Genomic DNA, 25,788 nt, shown 5'->3' with positions numbered 1-25,788 from the left:
TTTTATTAAAATTTTAAATATAATTATGTCTATATTAAGTAGATTATTTAGAGTTAATACAACTACACTGAAAGTTAAAGAAGCGATAGGTTTTAACCCAGTAAACGTAGGGTTGATTGAAGGAAATGGAGTTACTTATGGACTCAGCTATCAAGATAACGGCAATGGAAGCAGTAGAGTAAAGTTACTTATTAGTCCATTATATCAATCGAAAACATACGAGTGTGATACATGTGTCAACGTAGCAAATGAATTCAAGGGCCAATTATCTCCCACACTAATAGAAAATTCAGCTGAAGTAGATAAAGTTGGAGTTATTTTTCCTACAGAAGAAACTAACGAAGAAGGAAAAAAATACATAAAAAGTTTAATGTTTCACACTTATAAAATTCAACATTCAACTAATGCACCTTCAGTTGAACATTCAGGAAAAGTAAAATTACAAAAAAATGACGATAACAAGAATCTTGCAAATACAGGTAATAGTTATTTTCAACCAAAAGCAGTAAAAGTTGGTAATGGTAATGTCATTGTAATTGCTCATAACTTAAAGGATCAAATTTTAGTTTCTTGGTACTTAGAATCAAAAGGAGATGGAAAGTTTAGGGCTTTACCTGGAAAAAGCGGCATCACAGAAAGGAAATTATTCAAATTTGATAATCCAGGGCAATTAGTACTAGATGAAAATACGATGCTTTATGCACAGATGAGAAAGATTACTAAAAATCAAGAAGTAAGAACAAACATTTTTAAATTTGATGTGGCTGAAGTAGTTCAGAATCTGAAAGATAGAAAGGGAGCTAATGACTTTTTGCTTGGTAATAAAAGCGGCCAATTAAATATAGCATCATCTATTAACTCTAATCCAGGAAAAATAAACTTTTTACAGTATGTAAGAAGAACTGGAGGTGATGATTTAGTTGCTTTTCTTGCAAAAAAACAATCTTCTAATACGCAAGAATTGCATTTAGCAAGGCTTGCTAAGAGAGGAGCAAAATCAAATTTTACTGTTTGTGAATGTGAAGATCCTATAGAACAATTGTATGTTAAAGACAATGGCCAAGGAGGTTTTATCGTCACTGCGGTAAGTGGAGAGAGTATTATAACTTTTAATAGAGAGAGCTCTGGAAAATCTTCTGAAGCAACGATAATACCGACAAGCAGTATCAAAGCTCTCAGTGATTTTGTTAATATCATTAACGGCCAATTGATGCCTAGTATTATTTCCAGCAGTACTGTGGCTCCTATAACTGTTACAGAGACGGTTGTGACTTCTAAGAAAACGACGACTGCTGCAATTACTAGCACAACAGAAACCGACACTGTAAAGACTACCAAATTAACAACAGAAGCATCAACTATCATTGTACCAACTTCCACAATGAGTAAATCTTCAACAGAGTCAACGACTCAGGCAAGTACAGTAACAGTGGAGTCAACAACAGTAGCATCAACTACCACTGCACCTACTTCTACAACGAGTAGGCCTTCAACAGAGTCAACAATTCAAACAAGTACAGTAACAGTGGGGCCAACAACAGTAGCAAAAACAACTACTACTCCACAAGCGACCACAGTTGCTACAACGTCAACTAGTGCACCGATAGTAACTTCAGAAACTGAGACAAGTACTGTAAAATCTACAGCAGCGACTGTTGAGTCAACTTTTACAGCAAGCAGTACTACGATGAGTAAGCCTTTAACAGAATTAACAACTAAGATGAGTACGTCATCAGAACCAACGACAGTAGCTGAAACTATTGCGACTTCACAAGCAACTATGATTACTACAATGCCAACTAATGCGCCAACAACAAACTCAGAGAAAACTATACAAACATTGTCCATTATACCAAGTACTAGAACAAAAGCAACAACTCCTCTGTTCACTACAACTTTACTTCCTCAAACTACTCCTTCACCACAGCCCGCTCAGCTTGCTATAGAGTCTAATAGGGCAGGAATGATAGGTGGGTCTTTGGTTGGAGCGATAATAAGTATTGCTGGAATTATAGGATTCATAACATACAAATATGTTAAGGGTCGTAATTCTGCCCCTGTGTTAGAACTAACTAATTTCAATGATAGAAGGCGATCATCTTCAAGTGGCAATAGCGATGAAGAAATTTTTATCGCTAATAACAGAATGAGACATATATCTATGTGAACTATGGATCAATCTGAAACAGTGCTAAACAGTATATCGGTGGAGAGTAGTAGTCGGTCAAGAAGTAGCTCATCGTCTTCAAGCGGTGGACCAGGATCTTGACTGACTGAGCTAGAGTCTAAAAGTGAAAAAAGCTTATCTTGGGATAGCGATGATGTACCGGAATATCACCTTTAGCTATTTGTCTGAATGTTTTTAGTATGTAGACTGTTAGGAAATTTTCTTTTGCTTTTGTGATTTTAATGTTAAAGTATAATTTCTAGGTGAAATAAGTAGCTGCTGTTGTGTGATAAACACAGCAGAGGAAAGTCCGAGCTCCAAGAAAAGGTAGTGACGGGTAACGCCCGCCGGAGGTAACTCCAGTTATAGGGCTACAGAAAATTACCGCCTAAAATATTATTAGGCAAGGGTGAAAAGGTGTGGTAAGAGCGCACCATAACAATGGCAACATTGGTAGTCAAGTAACCAACACTAGGAGCAAGATTAAATAGAAGTAGATTCTATGTTTTTCTCATATCTACTCGGGTAAATCGCATGAAGTAAATGGTAACATTTACTCTAGATAAATAGCTACATAAACAGAACTCGGCTTATATTTCACCTAGGCAATGCATGAATGTCAGCCATACTATGTAAATGTATCAAACATTTCACATACCCTGTACGCTCAATTTGACCACCTATATTCCTTTTACTTCTTGGCTTATCTCTTTTTTTATTTCCTTTTGAACTTAACAAAGCTTGAATTTTAACCGAGCTTTTCCTTTAACTCGTCATTCTCTATCTCTAAAACCTTATTTTCTTACCTATAACTTTTTAGCTTAGCTTCCAACTTTTCTATTTTTTGCTGCAAGTCTTTGTAAAGTTCTAAAAGACTAACCATGTTACCTCACTTTTACGATTGGTTTTTATCTTATTTCATCTACCTATTTTGTTGCTTCAATGAATGGGTGAATAAAGCATTTCATGCGTTGTCCTTCACTTGTTCTGCTTGATAGTCACTACTGCTTTCGCTTATATTAACACTAGAGTATTCTTCATCGTCAACATACTCTTTTAGAACATATCCTCTACCCCAAACGGTTTCTATGTGGCTTATTCCATCATTTGCACTTTCAAGTTTTTTACGTAATTTACACATAAAAACATCAACTATTTTGTTGTCTGAAGGTTCGTCCAAGCCATTGTAAAGATGGTTTAAAAACATTTCTTTTGTCAACACTGCTCCTTTACGCAATGCCAGCAATTCTATCATGGAATACTCTTTGTTAGTAAGGTGAACTGTTTTGCCTTTTACCTCAACAATCCTGTGATCAAAATTGATATTCATATTACCAATCTTTATCACTGATTCGGGATGGCCTTTAGTACGTCGGACTATGGCCTTAATTCGAGCTAATAATTCGCTCTTGTGAAATGGCTTGGTTAAGTAATCGTCGGCACCATACCCAAGTCCTTTAGCTTTATGGTTGGCAGCGGAGATACACGAAAGTATTAAAACAGGAACTTTGATTTTTGCACTTCTTAATCTTAACAGTATATCATATCCATCAATATCACCAGGCAGGTGTATATCTAGAATAACTAGATCGTAACAGTCTCCACCCGAGGAAACCATATTATTGTTATAATCTTGTGCAGAAGTAACAACGTCGCAAAAATGTCCATCAGAAGTTAAGGCATTAACTACAGTCCTTGCACTTACTTGATCATCTTCAATTAATAATATACGCATATTTTACACCCCATAAATAATTTATAATTTTAGTAATATATATAACCAAGGAAAGTAACAAATCAAATTTTTATTAATGAATAATAGAAATTACACTTATTAATTAATAGTTAATGTGTCGTTCCAAAATTATACAAATAGATCTAAAATACAATAGATATACTATAATAATACTATTTTTAGTAAATATTGAATAGAAGCTATTTTTATTAAAAGAATACTTAGGTTAATAGATATTTAAACTATTTTATACTTTTATGTTATATTTTTAATTTACTTATTCTACAGTTTTAAATTATAAGTAATACTTTCAGGAATATTGAGTGGTAATATCAGTTTTAGGTGCTGGCGCATGGGGTACAGCAATTGCGATTTCATTAAGTAGTAAGAAAAATGTAATTTTGTGGACTCGCAATAAGGCCATATTTAAATCAATTCAAGAGAAAAGAGAAAGTGACAAGCTACCTGATTGTCCAATTTCTGATAATGTATCAGTAAAATTAGCTATTGAAGATGCAGTTAATGCTTCAGTAATAATTCTAGCTGTTCCCACTCAGTCTCTAAGGGAGATATGTCATCAATTGAATGATTGTAACCTAAAAAAAAATGTAGCAATAATTTTGGCTTGTAAGGGAATAGAAAAATCTACATTAAAATTACCTAGTGAAGTAGTCAATGAAGTTTTACCTAATAATCCTCTTGCTGTTTTTTCTGGTCCTAGCTTTGCTATAGAAGTTGCAAGAAAATTACCATATTCGATGGTTCTTGCATGTCAAAATGAAGTATTAGGTTCAAAATTAGTATCAGAGCTACAGCAAGAAAATATTAAATTGTACCTTAGTAGCGATGTTATAGGAATACAAGTTTGTGCAGCGTTAAAGAATGTTTTTGCTATAGCATGTGGGGTTGTTCTAGGTAGGTTTGGGTTTAATGCTCATGCAGCATTAATTACGAAAAGTATGAGTGAAATTAAGGCTTTATACTCAGCAAAAGTTGGTGACGGCAATGTAGATATAAATACACTACTTGGACCAGCATGCTTAGGCGATTTGGTTGTGACATGCACATCATTAAATTCAAGAAATCTATCTTTTGGATCTAAAGTAGCTAATAGTAATGGTTCTAGTGCTCAGCAGATTTTATCAGAAGGTAAGTCGGTAATTGAAGGTTTTAACACTGCTAAGTCTGCATTTGATTTAGCAGAAAAGCTAAAGATAAAAATGCCCATATGTGAAGCGATCTATAGATTGCTATATGAAAATACTTCTATAGAAGATACTATTTCTGTTCTTGTAAATTAGTTTTATATTTCGGTATATTGTGAAATTTTTATATAAATTAATATCAACATGGTGGCTATCTGGCACGGTAAAACACATGCAAGGTACTATAGGCAGCTTGGCTGCTTACCCAATTGTTCCTATATTACTCAATGACAGAATTTTAGGTACAGCAATTATTTTTTTTTTATTCTTAGTTGGATTATGGTCTACAGGCAATTATATACAACATTACAAAGCTCCGCATGATCCAAAAGAGGTAGTAATTGATGAAGTAGTTGGTCAATTGCTGACAGTACTTCTAGTTTCAATATTATTAGAACAAGAAATGAATAGCTCTGTATTGTTGGTGTGCTTTTTCTCCTTTAGGTTTTTTGATATAATAAAAGTGTGGCCTATAAATTTGATTGATAAAAATACAAAAGGTCCTTTAGGTATTATGCTAGATGATGTTATAGCTGCAATTTTAGCCTTTGTTTTTATAGGAGCCTTTTATTGTTTATTGTTGGTTTATGCAGAATAAAAAAATTTGTTATTCAAGCTTAATTATTCAGAACCTAAAGGATTATATACTTTATGCAACGAATTTGTCCAAGTGGGAAATACATGACGAATTTGATAATGTTATATTTACAGTAAATGGTACCAGAGAATCGTTATTTAATTTTGTGTTTTGTGAAGATCAATGTGCTGAGCTTTCCATATGCAGAACTCTAGATTATCTCAAAGCACGAAATATAGAAGCAACATGGATAATAAGTCCAAGTATAAAAATAGGGGGTATTTTAGAAAAATGCGAAATAAAACACGTTAGCACACCAAAAAAAGTTTTACTCAATATAAAAGATTATTTTTTGCCTGATGATGCTGTTCCAAATTTGAAGTTCAATGTTGTAAATAGTAGTGAGCTCTTAGAGCAATTAGATTTACACACTTCTAAAATTTTTTATCATAGAATTAGTATTGTTAGCACATTTTTTCGCCAATTATCGAATTATGATGATAAGAGCTCAAGGTTAAGATTTTTTCTTGTAATGCTAAATAACGAAATTGTTGGAACATGCGGTCTTTATATTCAAGACAGCATAGCTGGTTTTTATAGCGATGGAGTTTTACCAATTTACAGGGGTCGTGGAATAGGAACTCAAATGGTTCTAGAAAGAATAAAGATAGCTAGGCAATTTGAGTGCAAATACATAGTAGCACATTGCATGAAACCTTCTGTAAACCTTTATAAGAGATTAGGCTTTAGGGTATTGGGCAATCTTCACTTATATACCTCTTCAGTACAATCTCTTTGCTGAGAGGTTACAAATTTTTATATTTGTTTTAGAATGCTATGTTTTTTTTGTATGAAATAGTTTTACTACTAATTCTAGTATTCTTCTTTTTCTCATATTCTAAATTAAAAATTAGTAATAAAATTAAGGACTTACAACATCAAAATGTTATCATAAATAATTTAATAGATACTGTGAATGATGGATTTTATATTTGGGACGCAAAAAAACGTATAGAAAAATTTTCTCCCAATTTACTAATTTTGCTTAATACTGTTTTTTATTCATTTAATGAATTTGTAAATTTTTTTGAGCAATCAGAAAGCTTAATTAAAAGTTTTGCTGAGGCAAAGGAAATAAATAAATCTTTTACTCTAGATTTAAAGTCAAAAGACAGTGAGGTTTATTGCACATGTTATGGTAAAAGCATAATAGATTATTCTAATAATGTGATTGGTGTGTTGTTATGGATAAGGAATATCTCCGATTATAAGATAAAAGCTAATGAACTTGAGTTAGAAAATAGTAAGCTTATGCGAGAATTGGAGAACTATAAAAAAATTTTTGACTCTTTACCATTTCCAATACTGAAGTACAATAAGAATAAAAAAGTAAGGTTTTATAACTTATTTTATGATAAATATATAGGCAGCTCTAAAAAATTTACTGTTGCGAGTGGCTCCTATAACGTAAAACCAGGAGAGTGTGTAATAACTTACAAGAACGAACCTAAGGTTTTTAATTTTGTTGAAGTTCCAGTGCAAAATTCTAATAGCATAGTAATGTATGGAAAAGATATTAGTGATGAAAAAAAATTACATACTGAGCTAAGCAATTGTTTAGCTGCACAAGAAAGTTTGCTTGAGAAGCTATCGATTGCTGTAGCGATATATAGTAAGAATCAAAAGCTAAAATTTTATAATAATGCTTTTATAAAAACTTTTCAGTTTGATCCAAAATTTTTGGAGTCTTATCCAACTTATCACGAGATTATGCTTCACCTATTTGAATCTAAAAAGCTTTTAGGAAAAAAGGATTTTCAAACTATTAATAATCAAAGACATGAGTTGTTCAAAAGATTACTGGAATCATATGGTGAAACAATACATTTCATGAATGGAAGAACGTTTAGAGTATTAACAATACCCTATGCTTCAGAGGGTCTACTATTTTCTTACGAAGAGTGCCAGAAATAACACTCAAATTCCTTCTCTCTCTACCATAAGCTGTTTTACTTTCGCTATCGCTTTTGCTGGGTTAAGCCCTTTCGGGCAGGTTTTTGTACAATTCATTATTGTATGACAACGATACAACTTAAATGGGTCGTTTAAAGAAGCAAGTCTTTCTTCTTTCTTATTATCACGACTGTCAGCAATCCATCTATAAGCTTGCAGTAATACCGCTGGCCCTAAAAATTTATCACCATTCCACCAATAGCTTGGGCAACCAGTCGAACAGCAAGCACATAGTATACAATCAGACAGACCATCCAATTTTTTTCTATCTTCAGGAGATTGAAAGTATTCTTTATTTTGTAAGGCAGATTTATCTGTTTGTAACCAAGGTTTAATCGATTTGTATTGCTCATAAAATTGGCTTAGATCTGGAACTAGATCCTTTACTATATACATATGAGGTAGTGGATATATTTTTACTTCACCTTTTATATCATGTATAGATTTAGTGCATGCAAGAGTGTTGGTACCATCAATATTCATTGCACAAGATCCGCATATTCCTTCTCTGCAAGAGCGTCTAAAAGTTAAGGTTGAATCTATTTCATCCTTTATTTTTATTAATACATCAAGTACCATAGGGCCACAATTATCCATATCGATAAAAAATGTGTCTATTCTTGGATTTTTATCATCATCAGCAGACCAACGATAAATTTGAAATCTTCTAATATTTTTTGCTCCAGTAGGAGTAGGATAAACCTTGCCCTTTTTATTAACTTTAGAATTTTTTGGTAAAGAAAACTGAACCATATTGCTTACCTTTTACAGCTAAAAACCCTTTTTTGTAAATAACATATTTTGGTATTATCTACCATACTTTTCCTTTTCAAATTCAAACAAAGCTAAAATCTTGCTCTCTAAACTTTTCATTATAATTTCTTCATCTTCTTTTTGATGATCATAGCCAAGTAAATGCAGCAATCCATGAACTAACATGTGTGCAGTGTGAGTGAGGATAGATATACAGTACTCATGAGACTCTCTTTCTATTGTATCTACTGCAATTGCTATGTCTCCTAGATCACATTCACTAGATAACTGTTCGCATGGAAATGATAGTACATTAGTTGGCTTATCTATTTCTCTAAACTTAAGATTAAGTTGATGTAGCAAGTTATCATCAGCGAGAGCTATTGATATATTTGGTTTATAATGATCTATTTTTAATTCTTTTAGAGAAGCATTAATAATATTTAATACAAAACTCTGTGGGTCCTTCGTAATACTATGCCACCTCTTATCAAGAATATTTACTTCTAACATGAATAAAGCACCATAAAGGACATTATCCCATCACTTGACATTGGAACCCAAAAAAGAAGAATTATAGACCATCGTATCATACACACAACTATACGAATATTGTACACTAGAAGTATATCATCCCAGTGCTCCGACATTGGGATCCAGGAATTCTGATTAGACATTAGGTGAGTGAATATAAAAGCTATATTAAAACACAACATTTTTAATGTGGTTGCATTACAGCTGGATTCCAGTGTCAAGCACTGCTTTGTGTTTGATGAAAAATTTGCTACTTCGAAACAAACACTCATACAGCTGTATGTTGTGTGCTGAGGTAATATTGTTTGGCAACAGGTATTACACATCACTCATCCTTATTATTTCATTCCATTCAGCCTCTAAAACCGGAGAAACTGATAAACGTGATTGTTTTAATATAACCATATTTTTCAAAAGTGGGTTTTGTTTTATACTGTTTAACGTCACTTGGTTACTTAAAGGTTTCAAAAGTTTTACATTCACTAGTCCAAATTTGGAATTATAAACATGATAATACTCCTTTAATACTTCAACTATTCCAAGTATAACTCTCTCTTTACCTGTATGATAAAAAAATGCAATATCGCCTAATTTCATAGCTCTCATGTAATTTTGAGCTTGATAATTGCATACACCATTCCACTGCGTCACCTGCTCCTTTCCCATTTTTTGCCAGGAGTATTCGCTTGGCTCTGACTTGAGTAGCCAAAATTGCATTATTTTTTTCTTCTTAAATAAGCTGGTATATCATAAACATTGCTACCCCACTTAACTCTTTCGTTTGTTTGCTCAGTTGAAGCATATTCTTTTGTTTCTAATATTGGAATTTGATTATAAGGCCATTTAAAATTTTTTTCCTCTGCTGGGATCTTGTTTTGATTAACAGATGAATTGTTGTTACAGCTATCAATGCCAGTTGCAAGAACAGAAACTCTAACTCTTCCCTCCATCGCCTGATCAAAAGTGGCACCAAATATTATATTTGCATTTTCATCCACTTCTTCACGCACTCTATTGGCTGCAGCATCAACTTCAAATAGAGTCATATCTCCACCACCAGTAATATTAATCAATATTCCTTGCGCACCTTTCATTGATACATTATCAAGCAATGGATTAGATATCGCAGCCTCTGCAGCACTAATTGCCCTATCTTCTCCTTCTGCCTCTCCAGTACCAATCATTGCTTTACCCATCTCACTCATTACTGTTTCTATATCAGCAAAATCAAGATTAATCAGTCCTGGCATGATCATCAAATCAGTTACTCCTCTTATGCCAATATGCAGAACATTATCGGCGAGTTGAAATGCGTCAGCAAATGTAGTTTTCTCGTTAGCAATTCTAAATAAATTTTGATTGGGAATGACAATAAGTGTATCTACGTATTTTTGCAACTCTTCAAGTCCAAGCTCTGCAATGCGCATACGTCGCACACCTTCAAAACCGAACGGCTTAGTTACAACTCCAACAGTCAGTATCTTTTTTTCTTTTGCTCCTTTATCTTTAACTACCGCTCTTGCTTCTCTGGCTGCTTTTGCAATTACCGGTGCAGCACCTGTTCCAGTACCACCACCCATCCCTGCTGTGATAAAGAGCATATGGCTATCTTTTATATGCTCCATAATTTCATCAATTGATTCTTCTGCTGCACCTTTACCAACATCAGGCAAAGCACCAGCACCAAGGCCCTTAGTTAAGTTAATACCAAGTTGAATTTTTTTATCACATAATGACTTCTCTAACGCTTGAGCATCGGTATTTGCTACAACAAAATTTACTCCTTGCAAATTGGATTGAATCATGTTGTTCACAGCATTTCCACCAGCACCACCCACTCCCACAACGGTAATCCTTGGGTGTAATACAGGTAGCTCTGGTAAACTGAGGTCGATTGACATTTAAACTTTACTCAAATATTAGTGAATTCACTTGATAACAAGTTACTGCTTTTTTAACAATATGCAAACATTTTTCATTTTGACATACGCAAACAGTAAACAAGATTTACTTATTCTTAACATTAATAGATATAATGACTACATACTTTCAAATAACACTACTTAAAATGCAAAAAAAAGGAAAATACTTGTATGCTTGTAAGTAAAAAAGGGATAGAAGCCTATCCCTTTGCTTTGTCAAAGTTACTTAGAAATGCTTTTGCTCCCCCAACTGCTGAGACAACAGTATCAAAGAATGTTGTACGGACATTTTCATCATCAGTAAATTCTAGCTTATCACCATTAGCTTTAGGCTTATTATCACCTTCTCTTACACAAGCAGTAAGTACACTTTGCTTTACTTCCTCAATTTGACTTGCCTGATTATTGTTTTTATATGCAAGCATAGGTGCAGCTATTATAGCTGCTACTGCAGCAAGAACTACCAAACTAGCAACAAGTGGATGAGCAACTGCAAATGCAGACATTGCAGTAATAGCAGGACTAACAAGTGTTGCAGCTTTTGTTCCAATTGTACCAACAAAAGTTGCATAAGCTGGACTTAAGAAATAAGCAGCCGTAAGCGAAGCTACTGCTGCAATTGCTACAAAAGTAACAGCTGTTTTACGCGGATTTTCTTTTACAAGATCCCAACCTTGCACAGGAACTTCTTTAGCTGCTGACCAAAGCCCTTCACTTCTGTATTTATTTTTTATTTCTTCAATTCTTCCCATAACTTTACTCCAAAAATATTAAAATTTCACTAATGGTATTATATGGCAAAAAAAGTTTTCTGTCAAGCAGATTAATTTATTTATACATTCTTATTCTGTAATTCAGCGCTTCTGCGATGTGTGCTCTTTTTATTTCCTCACTTTTCGCAAGATCTGCAATGGTTCTTGCGACTCTTAATACACGTGTATAGCCTCGATTGGAAATGTAATTTTCTTTCACTACGTATTTTAGCAATTCTAACCCTTCCTGATCTGGTTCAGTGAATTTATTTAATGCTTCACCACTGACTTCTGCATTGCAACGAATATTAAATTTACTATAACGCTCAGTTTGAATTTTTCTCGCTGATATCACTCTTTCTCTTATCGTCTTAGTACTTTCTCCTTCTGAACAAATTTCAGGAGAGAATATATTGACGTTTGGCATTTCAATGCATATGTCTATTCTATCAAGCAATGGTCCTGATATTTTATTTCTATAATCTGTGCCGCATTTTGGAGCTTTGTTGCACGATCTACTTGCATCACCTAAGTAACCACAACTGCAGGGATTCATTGCAGCTATAAGTTGAAAATTAGCTGGATAAGTAATGTGAGCATTTGCACGTGCAATAGTAACTTTTCTATCTTCAAGTGGTTGGCGTAGAGAATCAAGCACAAGCCTTGGAAATTCAGGTAGCTCATCAAGAAATAACACACCATTGTGAGCCATGGTGATTTCCCCAGGCTTTGCATTTTTCCCTCCTCCTATCATCGCTGGCATGGAGCATGAATGATGAGGTTCACGAAAGGGACGAGTTACTTTAAATGTTTCGTTACCGGCTTTTGTTATGCTAGAGATAATATTAACATCAATCATCTCCTGCTCAGTCAAATCAGGTAATAGCCCTATAAATCGCTTAGCAAGCATTGATTTTCCAGTACCAGGAGGTCCAACAAGGAGCATATTGTGTCCACCTGCTGCTGCAATTTCAGCTGCTCTTTTTGCAACAACTTGACCTTTAATATCCTTTATATCTGGAACTGAATTTTTTTCTTTGGGTGCAGCGCTATAGTTAAAAGTTACCGGCTGAATTAACTGCTCACCCTTAAAATGTCTGATAATATCGGTTAATTTCTCTATAGCCAGAATAGAAACATTCTTTACCCATAAAGCTTCTACTCCATTTCCCCTTGGGCAAATTACTCCTTTATTTGCCTGTTTTGCATTGATTGCTGTTGGAAGTACTCCTGAGATTGGTATGACTCTGCTGTCTAGTGCAAGCTCGCCCATAATTATATAAGACTGAACTTTTTCAACTGGTATCACATTCATTACAACAAGTAATCCAACAGCAATAGCTAAGTCATAATGACTACCTTCTTTAAGCAAATCCGCAGGGGAAAGATTAACCGTAATCCTTTTTGGAGGTAACAGAAGATTGATTGAATTTAACGCTGCTCTGATGCGTTCTCTGGATTCTGCAACAGTTTTATCCGGCAAGCCAACAATATTGACTGCTAGTACAACATTGCATAATTCTATTATGGCTATTTTGATCAAAATTTGCAAGATTTTTTATGCGAAATACTATATACAAGTGATTGTGATTGATTTCAATTTGATGAATCAACATTCTAATAATATTTTGTTTAGTCTGCCAATCCACTTGATCAAGCTTTGACTCAACGCTTGAGGAAAAGTTTTTCAAGCTATCTGTAACAAGGCTCAATTCTTGTTGTAACTTCTTTTGATCGAGTGTTCTTTCTTTCTCTTCTTCAATTTCTTTCAAATGTTGTTTCATTGTTGTGATTCTTGGTTCAAATTCTTCTTGGCTTATAAACCCTTTGGCATAGCTATCAATAAATTTTTTGATACTTAATCTTAGCTTACTTTCTTGCTTTTCACGTGTTTGATTATGTAAAGGTTTTTTGTTCTCTGACAATCTACGTTGATATTCATTTGCAATCCTATCTGGCTCTTTCAAGATACTCTTGACTTCTTCCCATATAACTCCATCTAATGCATCAGTGCGTATTGATTTATTATCACAGATTTTATTGCCATTAAATTTGCTAGAGTTTGTACCAGAGCAACGATAGTAATAATATGTCGACTTTTTATGAACGTGGTTTGTACCACAATAAGTATATTGACAACGTTGACATACCATTAAACCTTGCAATAAATATGTTTCTCTTCTTTGCCGTACTCTTGCTCTTTGTCTATTTTCAGCTAATTGTGTTTGCACTGAATCAAATAAATTTTCATTGATTATTTTTGGTACTGGAATATAAGTCCAGTTCTCTTTATCACTATTAAAGCGACCACTTTTAAGTTTACCACAAGTTCCTTTTTTTGACTTTTTTACTTGTGGTTTTGAGCATGTCTTAGTTTTACCATAAGCTGCTTGTCCTATATAAGCAGGATTTTTTAACATGTTCCAAATAGTGCTCCTTTTCCAATACCTTTTTCCTGTTCGTGTTATTACCGGTATCTTATTCAGTTCATGTACAACTTCTCCTATGCTTGCTCTTTCTTGGCCAACCCGACTAAATATTTTACGCACTATATTTGCCTCTTCTTCATCAACCTCAAATTGAGCACTTCCTTCACCTACATGTTTTGCTATGTAGCGATAACCGTAAGGCGCCCTACCCATCACACTTATACACCCAGCTTTGGCCGCATGAAGTTTACCTCTACGGTTTCGTTCCATAATCTTTGCACGTTCATATTCTGCTATTGCTCCCTGAATCTGTAGAAATAAATGGGAATCAGGATGGCTTTGTTGCATAGCTAGTGTTGGTTGAGGTTATTGTAAGGAGAAAAGCTTATGGTTACTAACGCATTTTGTTGTAAAATAGGCATTTTTCAAACAAGTATAACTTATGCCACAAAAAATGAGAGTAAGTAACCAAAGAGAATATAATGAGTTTCTAAAAAAAAGAGGAAATGTTTTTCATTTTGTTAATCAAGCCATAGAAAATTGGTATGAAAATAGTCCAAAAGTTGCAGGTGGCAATAACACTTATAGTGATAAAGTTGTAATTTTAATACACATAATAGTTCATCTTTTTAGAATTGGCTTGAGACAAGCTGTAGGTTTTGTAAAAGGTTATATGGTACAAATAGGCAAAAAACTTAAGATTATCAGCTATACACAAGCTTCCAGAAGATTTAAAAAGCTTAATTTGAAGATTGATGACCATAGAAGCAATAAAGATGATCTGGAAAATGTTGAAATTGCCGTAGATAGCACTAGAGTTAGTATCTACAATAATAACGGTGGGCATAGTAAGCTTAATATTCGAAAAAGAAAATACAGTGGTTATGGTCAAGTAAGAAAATTACATGTTATTTTAAACATAAATGATAAGAAAGCAATAAGCATGAACTACACTAGTGGTGTTGCTGTAGACTATTTGCCGGTCTGCGATATGTTAGAAGAAGTCAGTGATAAATATAACATTTGTTCTATTCGAGCAGATGCGGCTTATGATATAAAAAGTGTGTATAAAGAATGCAGAAAATACAATATTGTGCCTATTATTCGCCCTAGGAAGGATACTAAAATTTGTTTAGCTGACTACTTATCAGAAAGAAACAAGTATATTAGTAGAATTAGGTCATATGAGAATTATGAAGATGGTATTAATGAATGGAAGAAAAAAGTTAAGTATGGAGCACGGTCTTATATTGAAGTCTTTTTCTATAGGTTGAAGCAAATATTTGGGTTTGGCTTGAAAAATAAATCAGAGGTAAATCGTGAAAAAGAGCTGTTAATTAAGTGCTACTTACTGAACAAATTTACTGATATTGGTATGGCTAAATTTAAATTAGCTGCGTAAGTTCATTGTGATTTACATGCCTATCAGTGCTATGCAACAAAGCCATTCTGGATCAGAGTTTATTATATCTTCTATGTCTTGCCTAACTTGCTCTAATTGTTTTTTTGCAAATTCTATCTGTTTTTCTATATATTCCCTGGCTTTTCCTGTAACCTTATGCAAACGACACTTATTTGCGTGAACTTCATCGTTTAGATTGCGCTCAATTGCTCTTAGCTCTTTTAGTTCTTCTTGCTTTTGTGAAACTATGTATTCTATTACTTCGTCATTTTTTGTGATAAATTCAGCATATTTTTCTAGTAATTTTGCATCTAATTTATCTGTTTTTGCAAAGTGGTTGCAGGCTTTTGCAAATGCATATACCCGATTTGGGTGAGCTCTGTGAACAGCTATGTTATATTCCCGTAACAACTTTATGACAAGTTTTTCATAACCACCTGTTGATTCTACTACACATAACCTAACAAATACGTTAACTATTTTTGACTTTATAAACTCAGATATAGCTCTTTCTACATTTTCTATACGCTGATGTTTATTGTTAATTGAGATATCAAGTGTTTCTTTTGAAACATCAATACCAATGAAAACTGTTCTAGCCATTTTTGTACCTATAAATATAATCAAATAATAATGTAAATGTTGTACAGGATTGTGATTCGATCTTTTTGATCCCCCTACCGTTCGTACTCCATTTTTTAAAGCAAGGAGTGTACTGAGATGCCTACGATTTCTATCAATCAATCCAATTGACAGTATCACTCCTTGCTCATTATAGCCTTGCGGCTTTGATTTAATATACAATCCAGTTTTTTCATGATCATCAAAACGTTGTATTTTAACATAAAACGGCTACTTTTATGCTTACCAACTTAATAAAATTCCTAAATCCCAGTGTCGGAGCACTGGAATGACAGAAGAAGGAAACACTCGGATAGGGGCAATTTTAATGATACCATCATAGAGATCAGCTACTCTGATGACAACTTTTTATGCGAATAGTTTTATTGATGATATTAAAGATTTCACTATAATGAAAGTTTAAGCTAGCGTTTTTAAGGTGAACAAAGAGCTAATAAGTGAAATACCTTTACTTGAAGATAAGGCAGTTTCTGAGATTGAAAATGCTGCTTCTTTGCAAGATTTAGAAAAAGTTAGGTTGTCATACTTGGGGAGAAAGGGTCTAATAAAGGCTTATTTCGATGACTTAAAGAATATAGATGATGCAGGAGAAAAACGCGACCTAGGTGCAGTGATTAATGTTTTACGCAATAAGATAGACCAGCTTATAACAAGCAAAGAAAATGAACTAAAAGATAAAGAAGTTAAGTTAAAACTGCAAAATGAAGCAGTTGATATCACACTGCCTGTCAGACCAGAAAGAATTGGCAAGATTCATCCACTGAGCAAAGTTATAAGTGAAGTAAAGCTCATTTTTGCACATATGGGCTTCAAAGCAGTTGATGGTCCTGATATTGAAGATGAATTTCACGTGTTTGATGCGCTAAATACTCCAAGTCATCATCCTGCGCGAGAGGAGCAAGATACCTTCTACTTAAAGAATAAAATAAACGATAAAAGAATGGTGCTGCGCACTCATACCTCATCTGTGCAGATTAGAACCATGAAAAAGACAAAAACTTTTCCAATTAAAATAGTAGCTGCAGGCAGGGTATACAGAAATGACTTTGATGCAACTCACACTCCTATGTTTCATCAGATAGAAGGGCTTTATGTTAATGAAAATGTCAATATGGGCCAATTAAAATTTACTATTCATCGCTTCCTTAGTAAATTTTTCGGAGATAAAGGTCTAAAAATACGCTTTCGTAATAGTTTTTTTCCTTTTACTGAGCCTTCTGCAGAAGTGGACATAAGTTATAAAGGTAGTAAATGGATTGAAGTACTTGGATGTGGTATGGTGCATCCAAATGTCTTTAAAAATGTTGGAATAGACCATACTAAATACAGTGGCTTTGCATTTGGGATTGGTATAGAAAGGCTAGCAATGCTGAAATATCAAATTAGTGATCTAAGGAGCTTTTACGACAATAGAGTTAGTTGGCTCAACCATTATGGTTTTCATTTTTTGTCTTTAAGATAAGTGACAAACAAAGCTTATACATTTGTTGTACTTGCTGCTGGGCATGGTAAACGAATGAATTCAAGCTTGCCTAAGGTTCTGCACAAAATAGGTAATTTCTCCATGCTTGAGCATGTCATTTACAATGCAAAGCAGCTGAATCCTGAAAAAATAGTTATTGTAGTCGATTTGCCTTTAACTCAAAGGCTGAAATGCTTTGAGGGTATAAAACTAATTACACAAGAGTCAACGCTCGGTACAGGGGATGCAGTCAAAATTGCAATGAGAAACCTGAAAGAATTGTCAGATATAGTTGTTGTGCAGTATGGGGATACTCCACTAATAAAAAGCAGCACAATAACTAAAATGATAAGCTGCTTAGGAGAGAGCAATGCTTTAGTTTGTCTTGGGTTTAAAACTAATAATAAAGGATACGGTAGACTAATTATTGAGAACGGTTCCCTAAGAGAAATCGTAGAAGCACAAAATGGTAGAAATAATGATGAGGAATTTCTTGCTAATGCCGGAATAATGGTTGCACGTGAAAAGAATCTACGTGAATTGGTGGAGAAAATAGAGTGTAATAACCAAGCTCATGAATATTACTTGACCGATATCGTTGCCATTGCAGTAAAGAGTAATTTAAATGTCGGCTATGTTATTGCTGATGAGGAGGAGGCAACTGGCATAAATAATAGGAATGACCTTGCAACGGCCGAGTTTTACTTTCAAGAAGAAAAAAGAAAGTTTTTCACTAACTCTGGAGTAACGCTTGTTGCTCCAGAAACTGTTTTCTTCTCTCTTGATACGCAAATTGGTATGGATTCGATTGTTTACCCATACGTTTTTTTTGGTCCTGGAGTAAAAATAGGATCTGGTGTTAGGGTTGGTCCATTTGCCAAATGTGAAAATACAACAATAGGTGATGGTGCAATCATAGGTAATTTTGTTGAAACAAAAGCAAGTGATATAGGTATAAATACTAAGATAAAGCATTTAAGTTATATAGGAAATACTCAGGTAGGGCAGGGGAGTAACATAGGTGCAGGTACTGTTGTTTGTAATTATGATGGTAAAAAGAAACGTAAAACAAATATTGGAAGCAATTGTTTTATTGGTGCCAATAGTTCATTAATTGCACCGCTTAATGTGCATGATGACTCTGTCATTGCAGCAGGTAGCGTTATAGTGAAAGATGTGCCAAAGGGAAGTCTTGCAATTGCAAGAGAAAGGCAAGTAACTAAAAAAATAAAATAATTCCAATTTTTTTCTTGATGGTTATGCTTATATATGCATATGCTGAGATCTTAGATAAAAATGAAAAAATTATTTACCTTGTTGGTTTGTTGTTCTCTTTCAGTACCATCTTTTGGAGTTGATTGGATTAAAGATAGAATTTATACTTCTTTGTCATATAGCCGACTTGGTGTTAATTATGACGTTGGTTTTCACTATACAGATAGCGTTAAAATTTCAGTTGGCTATGTAATCAAACCTATTATTAATTCTCTAATCAAACCTACTCTTGATGAAGAATTTGGAGCAGTGGTGGGGCTTATGGCAAAGCTTCATTATCATCATAAATTTGAAAATACGGGTATTACTCCTTATATTACTGCTGGTGTTGGTGCTGTTATAGTGCGTACAATGAAGGCTAAACCTAATGTAGGTAGAGCTGATAGTATAGGTGAAAACATAAGTGCTCTACTTGGAGAGGCTTTCAAAGCTGTAGTCAATGATGAATTTTTCTTATCAAATAGGTTCTGGTATTAATCTTCCACTTTCTGAAAGAACAAGTGTTTTTGCTGGCTACAAATTGCAAAGGTTTCATAAAATTTTCCATGGAATTGAGCTAGGAGTGAGTTTTAATTTATAAACTCTGATTGAATATTTTTAGTAAAGGCTAGTGGGAAATTATATTGAAGTGAAAGTAAGTGATGTAGACTCAAATGATGATTGCAGCAGATAGTGAAAGATATGCCAATTTGCAATTGCAAGAGAAAGACAAATAACAAAAAAAATAAAATAATTCCAATTTTTTACTTGCAATTTATACTATTTTTAATATTTATATGCTTGTATATGCATATATTAATCTTTGGAGGATAAAAATGAAAAAGTTACTTACTTTGTTGGCTTGCTGTTCTTTGTCAGCACCGTCTTTTGGAGTTGATTGGATTAGAGATAGAACCTACACCTCTTCGTCGTATGGTATGCTTGGTATTAATTATGATCTTGGCTATCATTGTACAGATAGCATTAAAATTTCATTTGGTCCTGCAGTTAAACTTGTTATGAGTGAAGGGATTTTAGACGCGGGACTTATGACAAAGCTTCATTATCATTATAAATTTGAAAATACAGATATTACTCCTTATGTTACTTTTGGTGTAGGAGGAGTTGCTAAAATTCCTCTTTCAGAAAATCAAGGGCCAGACGTAGAAGAATTTTTTTCTTATCAAATAGGTTCTGGTATTAATCTTCCACTTTCTGAGAGAACAAGTGTTTTTGCTGGCTACAAGCTGCAGAAGTTTCATGAACTTTCGCATGGGGTTGAATTTGGAATGAGTTTTAATTTGTAAGCTCCGATTGAATGTTTTTAGTGAAGTCTGGTTTGAATTTTTGTTGAAAAAAAGCAAGTGATATAGGCTAAAATGATGATTGCAGTAGGTAATAGAATGTGAAAGAGAAAAGTTTGGTAATTGCAAGAGAAAGGCAAGTAGCTAAGAAAGTGATTCCGATTTTATTATGTAAGTTATGTAATTTTAACTTTTCTGTGAGTATATATGAGTATATTCATGGTTAGAGGGTAAAAATGAAAAAATTACTTACTTTAGTAGTCTGCTGTTCTCTGTCAGCACCGTCTTTTGGAGTTGATTGGATTAGAGATAGAATCTATACTTCGTCGTCATATGGCAATCTTGGTGTTAATTATGATCTTGGTTATCACTATACAGATAGTGTTAAAATTTCGGTTGGTTCTGTAGTTAAACCTATTCTCAATAGTCAGTATAACCTTGCTGGACTAGAGTTGGGACTTATGGCAAAGCTTCATTATCATCATCAATTTGAAAGTACGGATATTACTCCTTATATTACTTTTGGCACAGGAGGCATTATTGCAATGTCTCAAAAACAAGAAGGATTTTTTCCTACCAGATAGGTGCTGGTATTAATCTTCCACTTTCTGAGAGAACGAATGTTTTCGCTGGCTATAAACTTCACAAGTTCAGTAATTTTTCTCATGGGTTTGAACTTGGAATGAGTTTTAATTTATAAGCTCCGATTGAATGTTTTTAGTGAAAGCTTGAGTTTTTATTAACGTCGTAAAGTTTTCATGAGACTAAGAGAATTTGAGAGTAGTCAAGTTTTAAAACTTGACTACTCTCCACGAGGAAAAGCAGATAAAGGTAGAAGTATTTCATGTTTTTATTTATATTGACAGTATGTGTAACATCATTTACGATTAGTGTTAATAACAATAATTGATATTTGTCATGTTTGCAGTAATCGAAACTGGTGGAAAGCAGTATTTAGTAAAAAAAGGCAGCATAATTAAAGTAGAAAGATTACAAGCTGAAGAAAAAGAGGAAGTGGAAATCAATAAAGTGATTTGTGTTTCAAACAATGGCTTATCTTGTTCATCTAATGCTGTTGTTAAAGCTGAAGTACTGGAGCAGTGTAGAGATAAAAAAATTATAATCTTTAAGAAAAAGAGAAGAAAAAATTACCGTAGGAAAAATGGTCATAGGCAGTATATTACTGTTCTTCGTATCAATGAAATTAGTCTTCAAAAGTAAGAGGTAAGATATGGCAACTAAAAAATCAGGTGGTAGTTCCTGTAATGGTAGAGATTCGGCAGGGCGTCGGCTCGGGATAAAGAAGAATGGTGAGGTTATTCCAGGTAACATAATTGTACGTCAAAGAGGTACAAAATTTCATCCTGGAAAGAATGTTGGTATGGGTAAAGATCATACGATTTTTGCTAAAACGAAAGGCTGGGTGAGTTTTAGAAAATCAGCAAATAAAAAGACGTTTATTGATGTTGTGCCTACAGATGATATGCAAGCCTTGGCTTGAATAGATACGGGTCTGTAGCTCAGGTGGTTAGAGCGCACGCCTGATAAGCGTGAGGTCGGAGGTTCAACTCTTCCCAGACCCACCATTTAAATTTGCAATAGTTTTGATATCGTGTAACTAAGCGATGGTTTTACATAAGAATTCAGTAACCAGTGAATCAGTAGCAGCCGGTCATCCAGACAAAGTAGCAGACCAGATTTCAGATGCAATACTTGACGAATACCTTTTTAATGACTCTTCCTCTCGTACTGCAATAGAGACTTTAGTTACTAAAGATAATGTTATTATAGCTGGGGAAGTATTTGGGCCGAACATTGAAAATAGCAAGATTGAAAGTATTGTACGGAATACAATAAAAGATATTGGTTATGAGCATGATGGTTTCCACTGGGAAACAGTGAAAGTAAATATATTACTACATGAACAATCAAATGACATTGCAATAGGTGTGGATCAAGGTGCTGGGGATCAGGGCATAATGTATGGCTATGCAACAATAGAGACAGAAAGCCTCATGCCAGCACCCATTTTTTATGCACACTCGATTCTGAGAAATATCATGAGTATGGTCAAAGAGGTAAAGCTTGGTCCGGATGCAAAATCGCAAATCACTTTGGCGTATGAGAATAACCTTCCAGTGCGTGCTGAAAGTATTGTTGTTTCAATACAGCATCTTGAGGATCTGAGTCAATCGAAAGTGAAGGAAATAATTTATCCTTACATAGCTTCATCTTTACCTGAAGGGTGGATGTGCCCTAAAGAAAATCTCTTAGTCAATCCAACAGGTAGATTTGTTATTGGTGGACCAGTTGGTGATTGTGGATTAACCGGACGAAAAGTTATGGTTGATACTTATGGAGGCTATATTCCACACGGTGGAGGAGCGTTTTCTGGAAAAGATGCAACAAAAGTTGATAGATCCGCAGCTTATATGGCGAGATACCTTGCTAAAAATATTGTCTTTGCAGGTTTAGCTGAACGTTGTCTTGTGCAGCTTTCTTATGCAATTGGTGTCTCAAAACCTACTTCATTTTACATTGATACATTTGGCACGAATACAATAGATGAAGAGAGGATTAAAGGGTTTATTGAAGGTAACATAGATTTATCAACTAAAGGCATAATAAGACATTTATCACTTAACCATCCTATATATAAACGTACAGCCTGCTATGGGCATTTTGGTAAAGAATCGGAAAGTGATGGTGGATTTTCTTGGGAAGGTGTGGACTTATCTACTGATTTTTGTAAAGAATTTAATATAGAAGAAAAGAGAGAATTTCTTTAAACTATTAAACTCTTTTATTTCTAGCTTGATACTTATATAATAACTTATTATAAATTGTAAGTAACTCTTTAGTAACTATACTAGTTTTAATATTTATGAGGCTTGCAAGATGTCCGACAAACCAAAAGAAGAATTTTATGATATTGCTATAAAAGAATCATCTGGTCTTATTGAAAAAATAAAAGGACATCCTTTCAATGTTGAGTTGATGAATAATACGCTAGATTATGAAAAGTTCAAATTTTATCTTCAGCAGGATTTTTTATATTTAGTGGACTGTACTCGTGCTTTATTGATTGTTGCAGCTAAAGTTCATGACATTGAAATAATGAGCAGCTTAATAAATGTGGCAAGAGGAACATTTGATGTTCGGAGGCAATATAAAGAACATTTTGGAGATTGTGATTTATCTGATAATCACAAAAAATCAAGATCCTGTTCTGCCTTTACTGACTTTTCATGCGCGCTGCATATCACAGTTCTGTTGCTGAAGCTTTATCAGCATCTTACCCTTGCTTTAACATATACCAAATCATTCTACATAATATGATGAGTGAGCTAACACCCGATTAGGTTAAAAATAGCAAGTACGAAGGATGGGTCAATATTTACAATAGCAAAGCAATGAATGCTGCAATTGATGAGTTTACTAATGTTACGAATAAATTTTATAAGAAAGCTGGAGATTGTGAAAAAAGAAGGATGCATGAGTTTTTTAAGAGAGGTCTAGAGCTAGAAATAATGTTTTGGGATGAGATGTATTCTCTAGCATAGTCTGTAGTATTAACACTAAATTATGTTATAATTTATGTGATGTTCAGTGGTATAATTAAGAGCTATTATGGGTCAAATCTTTTAAAGGATATTATTGAGCATCCTTTCAATGTTGAATTAGCAAATAATACTTTAAACATAGAAAACTTCAAATTTTATATACAACAAGATGCACTCTTTTTAGCTGATTATGTTCGTACTGTTTTAATGATTGCATCAAAAATGGAGAGTTGTAACAACATTGTTCCATTTATTGAGGTGGCTAAAGGGGTAGTAGAGATTATGAAAGTGTTATACAACCACTACTTTGCTGTGTATTCCATAAATCGTGGAGAAAAGTCGCTTGAGTGTTTCAATTTTACTAACTTTCTTTTGTCTACTTCATATAGTAACGTTTATGAAGCTGTAACAGTTCTCTACTCTTGCCATTTTATATATAAAGTTGTTGTTAATAGTATGAGAAATAAAATTAAAAAAAATAATAGGTATAAGGATTGGCTTGATTTTTTTGGCAGTAGCTTGATGGAATCTGGATGTGTTGCTTTGGAAGGTATTGTTGACGAGTATTGTAACAAAGTAAGGGAAAGTGAAAGGACCAGAATGCTTGAATTATTTAAAATAACTGCACAATTTGAGTTAGACTTTTGGAACAGCGCATATAATTTTTCAAGATTTAATCAATTTCCTAAGAAATATTGACAATTTTAAGCTAATTTGTATGCTTGGTACGTATTTTTGAAGATGATATGAAAAGTAAAGAACATGATTTTCATTTAGTAGACCCAAGTCCCTGGCCAATTGCTATATCAGCAGCAATTCTTGTTCTTGCACTTGGGTTAGTTGGTGCACTCCATAAACAAATTTCTGGAATATTTGGTTTAGTTCTGGGGATCTCTGCAGTATCAGGGATACTGTTTTTTTGGTGGAGAGATGTAATAAGAGAGGCAATTTATGATAAGTGCCATACTGCCATTGTAAAACATGGACTCAAGCTTGCAATGTACTTATTTATCCTCTCGGAAGTTGTGTTTTTTATAGCATTCTTTTGTTCATTCTTTAAAGCCTGGCTTGATCCGGTTTTTTTATTTGAAGCATTTTCTCCTACAAAAAAAGTTGAATGGCCCCCTGAAGGAATTTTACCACCTGATCCGTGGTCGTTACCATTCATGAATACATTAATATTATTACTTTCTGGTACAACAATTACTTCAGCACATCATTTTTTACTTGAAAATGATAAAAAGAGCATGATTAAAATGCTGTCTATAACTATATTGCTTGGAGTTTTTTTTATAATAGTCCAAGCACTCGAGTATCATGAAGCAAGTTTTTCTCTACAAGAGGCAGGAGAGAAACTTATCTATACATCCAACTTTTACATGATTACTGGTTTTCATTGCGTACATGTTATAATAGGGATAATATTTTTATCAGTATGTTTATTTAGAGCTCGAAAAGATCAATTTACACCTCAAGATCACTTATGCTTTGAGTTTGCCTCTTGGTATTGGCACTTCGTGGATATAGTCTGGATATTTTTATTTTTGTTTATTTATTGGTTAAGCCTTTATTAAGTGATTAAAATAATAGGTCTAGATCCAGGGATGAATAAGACTGGTTGGGCCATTATCAGCCTGGAAGAAAAGAATAATATTAAATTTTTGGGTGGTGGTACCATATCAACTGATGGTAAGTTGGGTACAGGTGAACGTTTACATATAATTTTTGAACAATTAAAAAAAGTGATTTCCCTATATTCTCCTAATGAAGCTTCTGTAGAAAAAATTTTTGTTAATAAGAATCCGAAATCTTCACTAACTTTAGGATATGCAAGAGCAATTGTAATTTTAGTATTACAAATGACGGATTTGCTCATGAATGAATATGATGCGAATTATATAAAAAAGAGCATTACCGGAAATGGCCATGCTGATAAGGATCAGATTATATTTATGGTGAAGCAAATAGTTAAAAACTTAAATATAAAATGTCACCATACTGCTGACGCTCTTGCTACAGCAATTTGTCATGCTTATACGAGAAGTTCTTGTTTGATTGAGTAATTTTACATGAA

Annotated in this window: 22 protein-coding genes, 1 tRNA gene, 1 other RNA gene and 5 pseudogenes; 20 read left to right on the top strand and 9 right to left on the bottom strand. The window is 33.9% G+C overall.

Translation table 11 applies throughout. The annotated features are described in order from the left end of the window. Positions 1-25 precede the first annotated feature (25 nt). Positions 26-2,269, top strand: a pseudogene (locus tag OPR58_RS09635) (hypothetical protein). 157 nt (positions 2,270-2,426) lie between these two features. After that, an RNA gene (gene rnpB, locus OPR58_RS09630) (RNase P RNA component class A) lies at positions 2,427-2,776 on the top strand. Positions 2,777-3,131: 355 nt separating this feature from the next. Here the strand turns inward: rnpB and OPR58_RS09625 are convergent. Continuing rightward, positions 3,132-3,902 carry a response regulator transcription factor gene (locus tag OPR58_RS09625; protein ID WP_010406882.1) on the bottom strand — a complete coding sequence of 257 codons (771 nt, stop codon included), beginning with the start codon at positions 3,900-3,902 and terminating at the stop codon, positions 3,132-3,134. Positions 3,903-4,225: 323 nt separating this feature from the next. Between OPR58_RS09625 and OPR58_RS09620 the strand changes: the two genes are divergently transcribed. The 4 genes from OPR58_RS09620 to OPR58_RS09605 all read left to right on the top strand — a co-directional run bounded on the left by OPR58_RS09620 (position 4,226) and on the right by OPR58_RS09605 (position 7,658). After that, complete coding sequence (locus tag OPR58_RS09620) at positions 4,226-5,203, top strand: NAD(P)H-dependent glycerol-3-phosphate dehydrogenase (protein WP_265022559.1); 978 nt, start codon at positions 4,226-4,228, stop codon at positions 5,201-5,203. Positions 5,204-5,279: 76 nt separating this feature from the next. Further along, positions 5,280-5,705, top strand: a complete 426-nt coding sequence (locus tag OPR58_RS09615; protein ID WP_265022558.1) for a phosphatidylglycerophosphatase A family protein — start codon at positions 5,280-5,282, stop codon at positions 5,703-5,705. Then, positions 5,695-6,486, top strand: coding sequence for a GNAT family N-acetyltransferase (locus tag OPR58_RS09610; protein ID WP_265022557.1), 792 nt, complete (start codon positions 5,695-5,697; stop codon positions 6,484-6,486). Before OPR58_RS09615 ends, OPR58_RS09610 begins: the two co-directional genes overlap by 11 nt. A 35-nt stretch (positions 6,487-6,521) precedes the next feature. Then, positions 6,522-7,658: a hypothetical protein gene (locus OPR58_RS09605; protein ID WP_320109890.1), complete on the top strand. Its 1,137-nt coding sequence runs from the start codon at positions 6,522-6,524 to the stop codon at positions 7,656-7,658. A 3-nt stretch (positions 7,659-7,661) separates the two neighbouring features. On the opposite strand, the gene OPR58_RS09600 is transcribed toward OPR58_RS09605, so the two are convergent. From OPR58_RS09600 to OPR58_RS09570, 7 genes are all read right to left on the bottom strand, one after another. Further along, positions 7,662-8,450 carry a succinate dehydrogenase iron-sulfur subunit gene (locus OPR58_RS09600; protein WP_211908529.1) on the bottom strand — a complete coding sequence of 263 codons (789 nt, stop codon included), beginning with the start codon at positions 8,448-8,450 and terminating at the stop codon, positions 7,662-7,664. 54 nt (positions 8,451-8,504) lie between these two features. Then, positions 8,505-8,963: an rRNA maturation RNase YbeY gene (ybeY, locus tag OPR58_RS09595; RefSeq protein WP_010406869.1), complete on the bottom strand. Its 459-nt coding sequence runs from the start codon at positions 8,961-8,963 to the stop codon at positions 8,505-8,507. 339 nt (positions 8,964-9,302) lie between these two features. Beyond that, positions 9,303-9,701, bottom strand: coding sequence for an EVE domain-containing protein (locus tag OPR58_RS09590; RefSeq protein ID WP_265022555.1), 399 nt, complete (start codon positions 9,699-9,701; stop codon positions 9,303-9,305). Continuing rightward, entirely contained in the window at positions 9,701-10,885 is a 1,185-nt protein-coding gene (ftsZ, locus tag OPR58_RS09585) for a cell division protein FtsZ (RefSeq protein ID WP_010406864.1), read from the bottom strand. Before ftsZ ends, OPR58_RS09590 begins: the two co-directional genes overlap by 1 nt. 221 nt (positions 10,886-11,106) lie before the next feature. Continuing rightward, positions 11,107-11,658 carry a hypothetical protein gene (locus tag OPR58_RS09580; protein ID WP_265022554.1) on the bottom strand — a complete coding sequence of 184 codons (552 nt, stop codon included), beginning with the start codon at positions 11,656-11,658 and terminating at the stop codon, positions 11,107-11,109. A gap of 76 nt (positions 11,659-11,734) precedes the next feature. Continuing rightward, positions 11,735-13,213 carry a YifB family Mg chelatase-like AAA ATPase gene (locus OPR58_RS09575; RefSeq protein ID WP_406846511.1) on the bottom strand — a complete coding sequence of 493 codons (1,479 nt, stop codon included), beginning with the start codon at positions 13,211-13,213 and terminating at the stop codon, positions 11,735-11,737. Then, on the bottom strand, positions 13,131-14,435 hold the full coding sequence (locus OPR58_RS09570; protein WP_265022552.1) for a recombinase family protein: 1,305 nt from the start codon (positions 14,433-14,435) through the stop codon (positions 13,131-13,133). Before OPR58_RS09570 ends, OPR58_RS09575 begins: the two co-directional genes overlap by 83 nt. Before the next feature lie 94 nt (positions 14,436-14,529). Here OPR58_RS09570 and OPR58_RS09565 point away from each other — a divergent pair, with 94 nt between their 5' ends. Then, positions 14,530-15,489, top strand: a complete 960-nt coding sequence (locus OPR58_RS09565; RefSeq protein WP_265022212.1) for an IS5 family transposase — start codon at positions 14,530-14,532, stop codon at positions 15,487-15,489. Between the two features lie 48 nt (positions 15,490-15,537). Here the strand turns inward: OPR58_RS09565 and OPR58_RS09560 are convergent. After that, positions 15,538-16,092 (bottom strand): annotated as a pseudogene (locus OPR58_RS09560) (IS110 family transposase); the annotation flags it as partial. 457 nt (positions 16,093-16,549) lie between these two features. Here OPR58_RS09560 and pheS point away from each other — a divergent pair. The 13 genes and pseudogenes from pheS (at position 16,550) to ruvC (ending at position 25,777) form a co-directional block, all read left to right on the top strand. After that, positions 16,550-17,593, top strand: coding sequence for a phenylalanine--tRNA ligase subunit alpha (pheS, locus tag OPR58_RS09555; RefSeq protein ID WP_265022550.1), 1,044 nt, complete (start codon positions 16,550-16,552; stop codon positions 17,591-17,593). After that, positions 17,594-18,829, top strand: a complete 1,236-nt coding sequence (locus OPR58_RS09550) for an NTP transferase domain-containing protein (RefSeq protein WP_265022549.1) — start codon at positions 17,594-17,596, stop codon at positions 18,827-18,829. 60 nt (positions 18,830-18,889) lie between these two features. Next, positions 18,890-19,448, top strand: a pseudogene (locus tag OPR58_RS09545) (hypothetical protein). A gap of 235 nt (positions 19,449-19,683) precedes the next feature. Beyond that, positions 19,684-20,154: a P44/Msp2 family outer membrane protein gene (locus tag OPR58_RS09540; RefSeq protein ID WP_265022547.1), complete on the top strand. Its 471-nt coding sequence runs from the start codon at positions 19,684-19,686 to the stop codon at positions 20,152-20,154. A gap of 233 nt (positions 20,155-20,387) precedes the next feature. Then, positions 20,388-20,851, top strand: a pseudogene (locus OPR58_RS09535) (P44/Msp2 family outer membrane protein). A gap of 218 nt (positions 20,852-21,069) precedes the next feature. Next, positions 21,070-21,372, top strand: coding sequence for a 50S ribosomal protein L21 (gene rplU, locus OPR58_RS09530; protein ID WP_007302510.1), 303 nt, complete (start codon positions 21,070-21,072; stop codon positions 21,370-21,372). 10 nt (positions 21,373-21,382) lie between these two features. Further along, the gene (rpmA, locus tag OPR58_RS09525; RefSeq protein WP_006012184.1) at positions 21,383-21,652 is read left to right on the top strand and encodes a 50S ribosomal protein L27; all 270 of its coding nucleotides are present in this window, start codon (positions 21,383-21,385) and stop codon (positions 21,650-21,652) included. Positions 21,653-21,660: 8 nt separating this feature from the next. After that, positions 21,661-21,737: transfer RNA gene (locus OPR58_RS09520), tRNA-Ile, on the top strand. A gap of 39 nt (positions 21,738-21,776) precedes the next feature. Beyond that, a complete protein-coding gene (gene metK, locus OPR58_RS09515; protein ID WP_265022546.1) occupies positions 21,777-22,940 on the top strand; it encodes a methionine adenosyltransferase in 1,164 nt (387 codons plus the stop codon). Between the two features lie 109 nt (positions 22,941-23,049). Next, positions 23,050-23,714: pseudogene (locus OPR58_RS09510) on the top strand (TenA family protein). 39 nt (positions 23,715-23,753) lie between these two features. Further along, a complete protein-coding gene (locus tag OPR58_RS09500; RefSeq protein ID WP_265022543.1) occupies positions 23,754-24,413 on the top strand; it encodes a TenA family protein in 660 nt (219 codons plus the stop codon). A gap of 47 nt (positions 24,414-24,460) precedes the next feature. Then, positions 24,461-25,288, top strand: coding sequence for a cytochrome c oxidase subunit 3 (locus OPR58_RS09495; protein WP_265023194.1), 828 nt, complete (start codon positions 24,461-24,463; stop codon positions 25,286-25,288). Continuing rightward, positions 25,289-25,777 (top strand): crossover junction endodeoxyribonuclease RuvC, encoded by a 489-nt coding sequence (gene ruvC, locus OPR58_RS09490; protein WP_265022542.1) that lies wholly within the window; start codon positions 25,289-25,291, stop codon positions 25,775-25,777. The last annotated feature ends 11 nt before the right edge of the window (positions 25,778-25,788 follow it).

The sequence above is a fragment of the Wolbachia endosymbiont (group B) of Ischnura elegans genome (genome assembly GCF_947251585.1).
Taxonomy (GTDB): Bacteria; Pseudomonadota; Alphaproteobacteria; order Rickettsiales; family Anaplasmataceae; genus Wolbachia.
The sequence above is the reverse complement of the archived record's forward strand: the minus strand, read 5'-3'. Positions and strand labels throughout refer to the sequence as shown.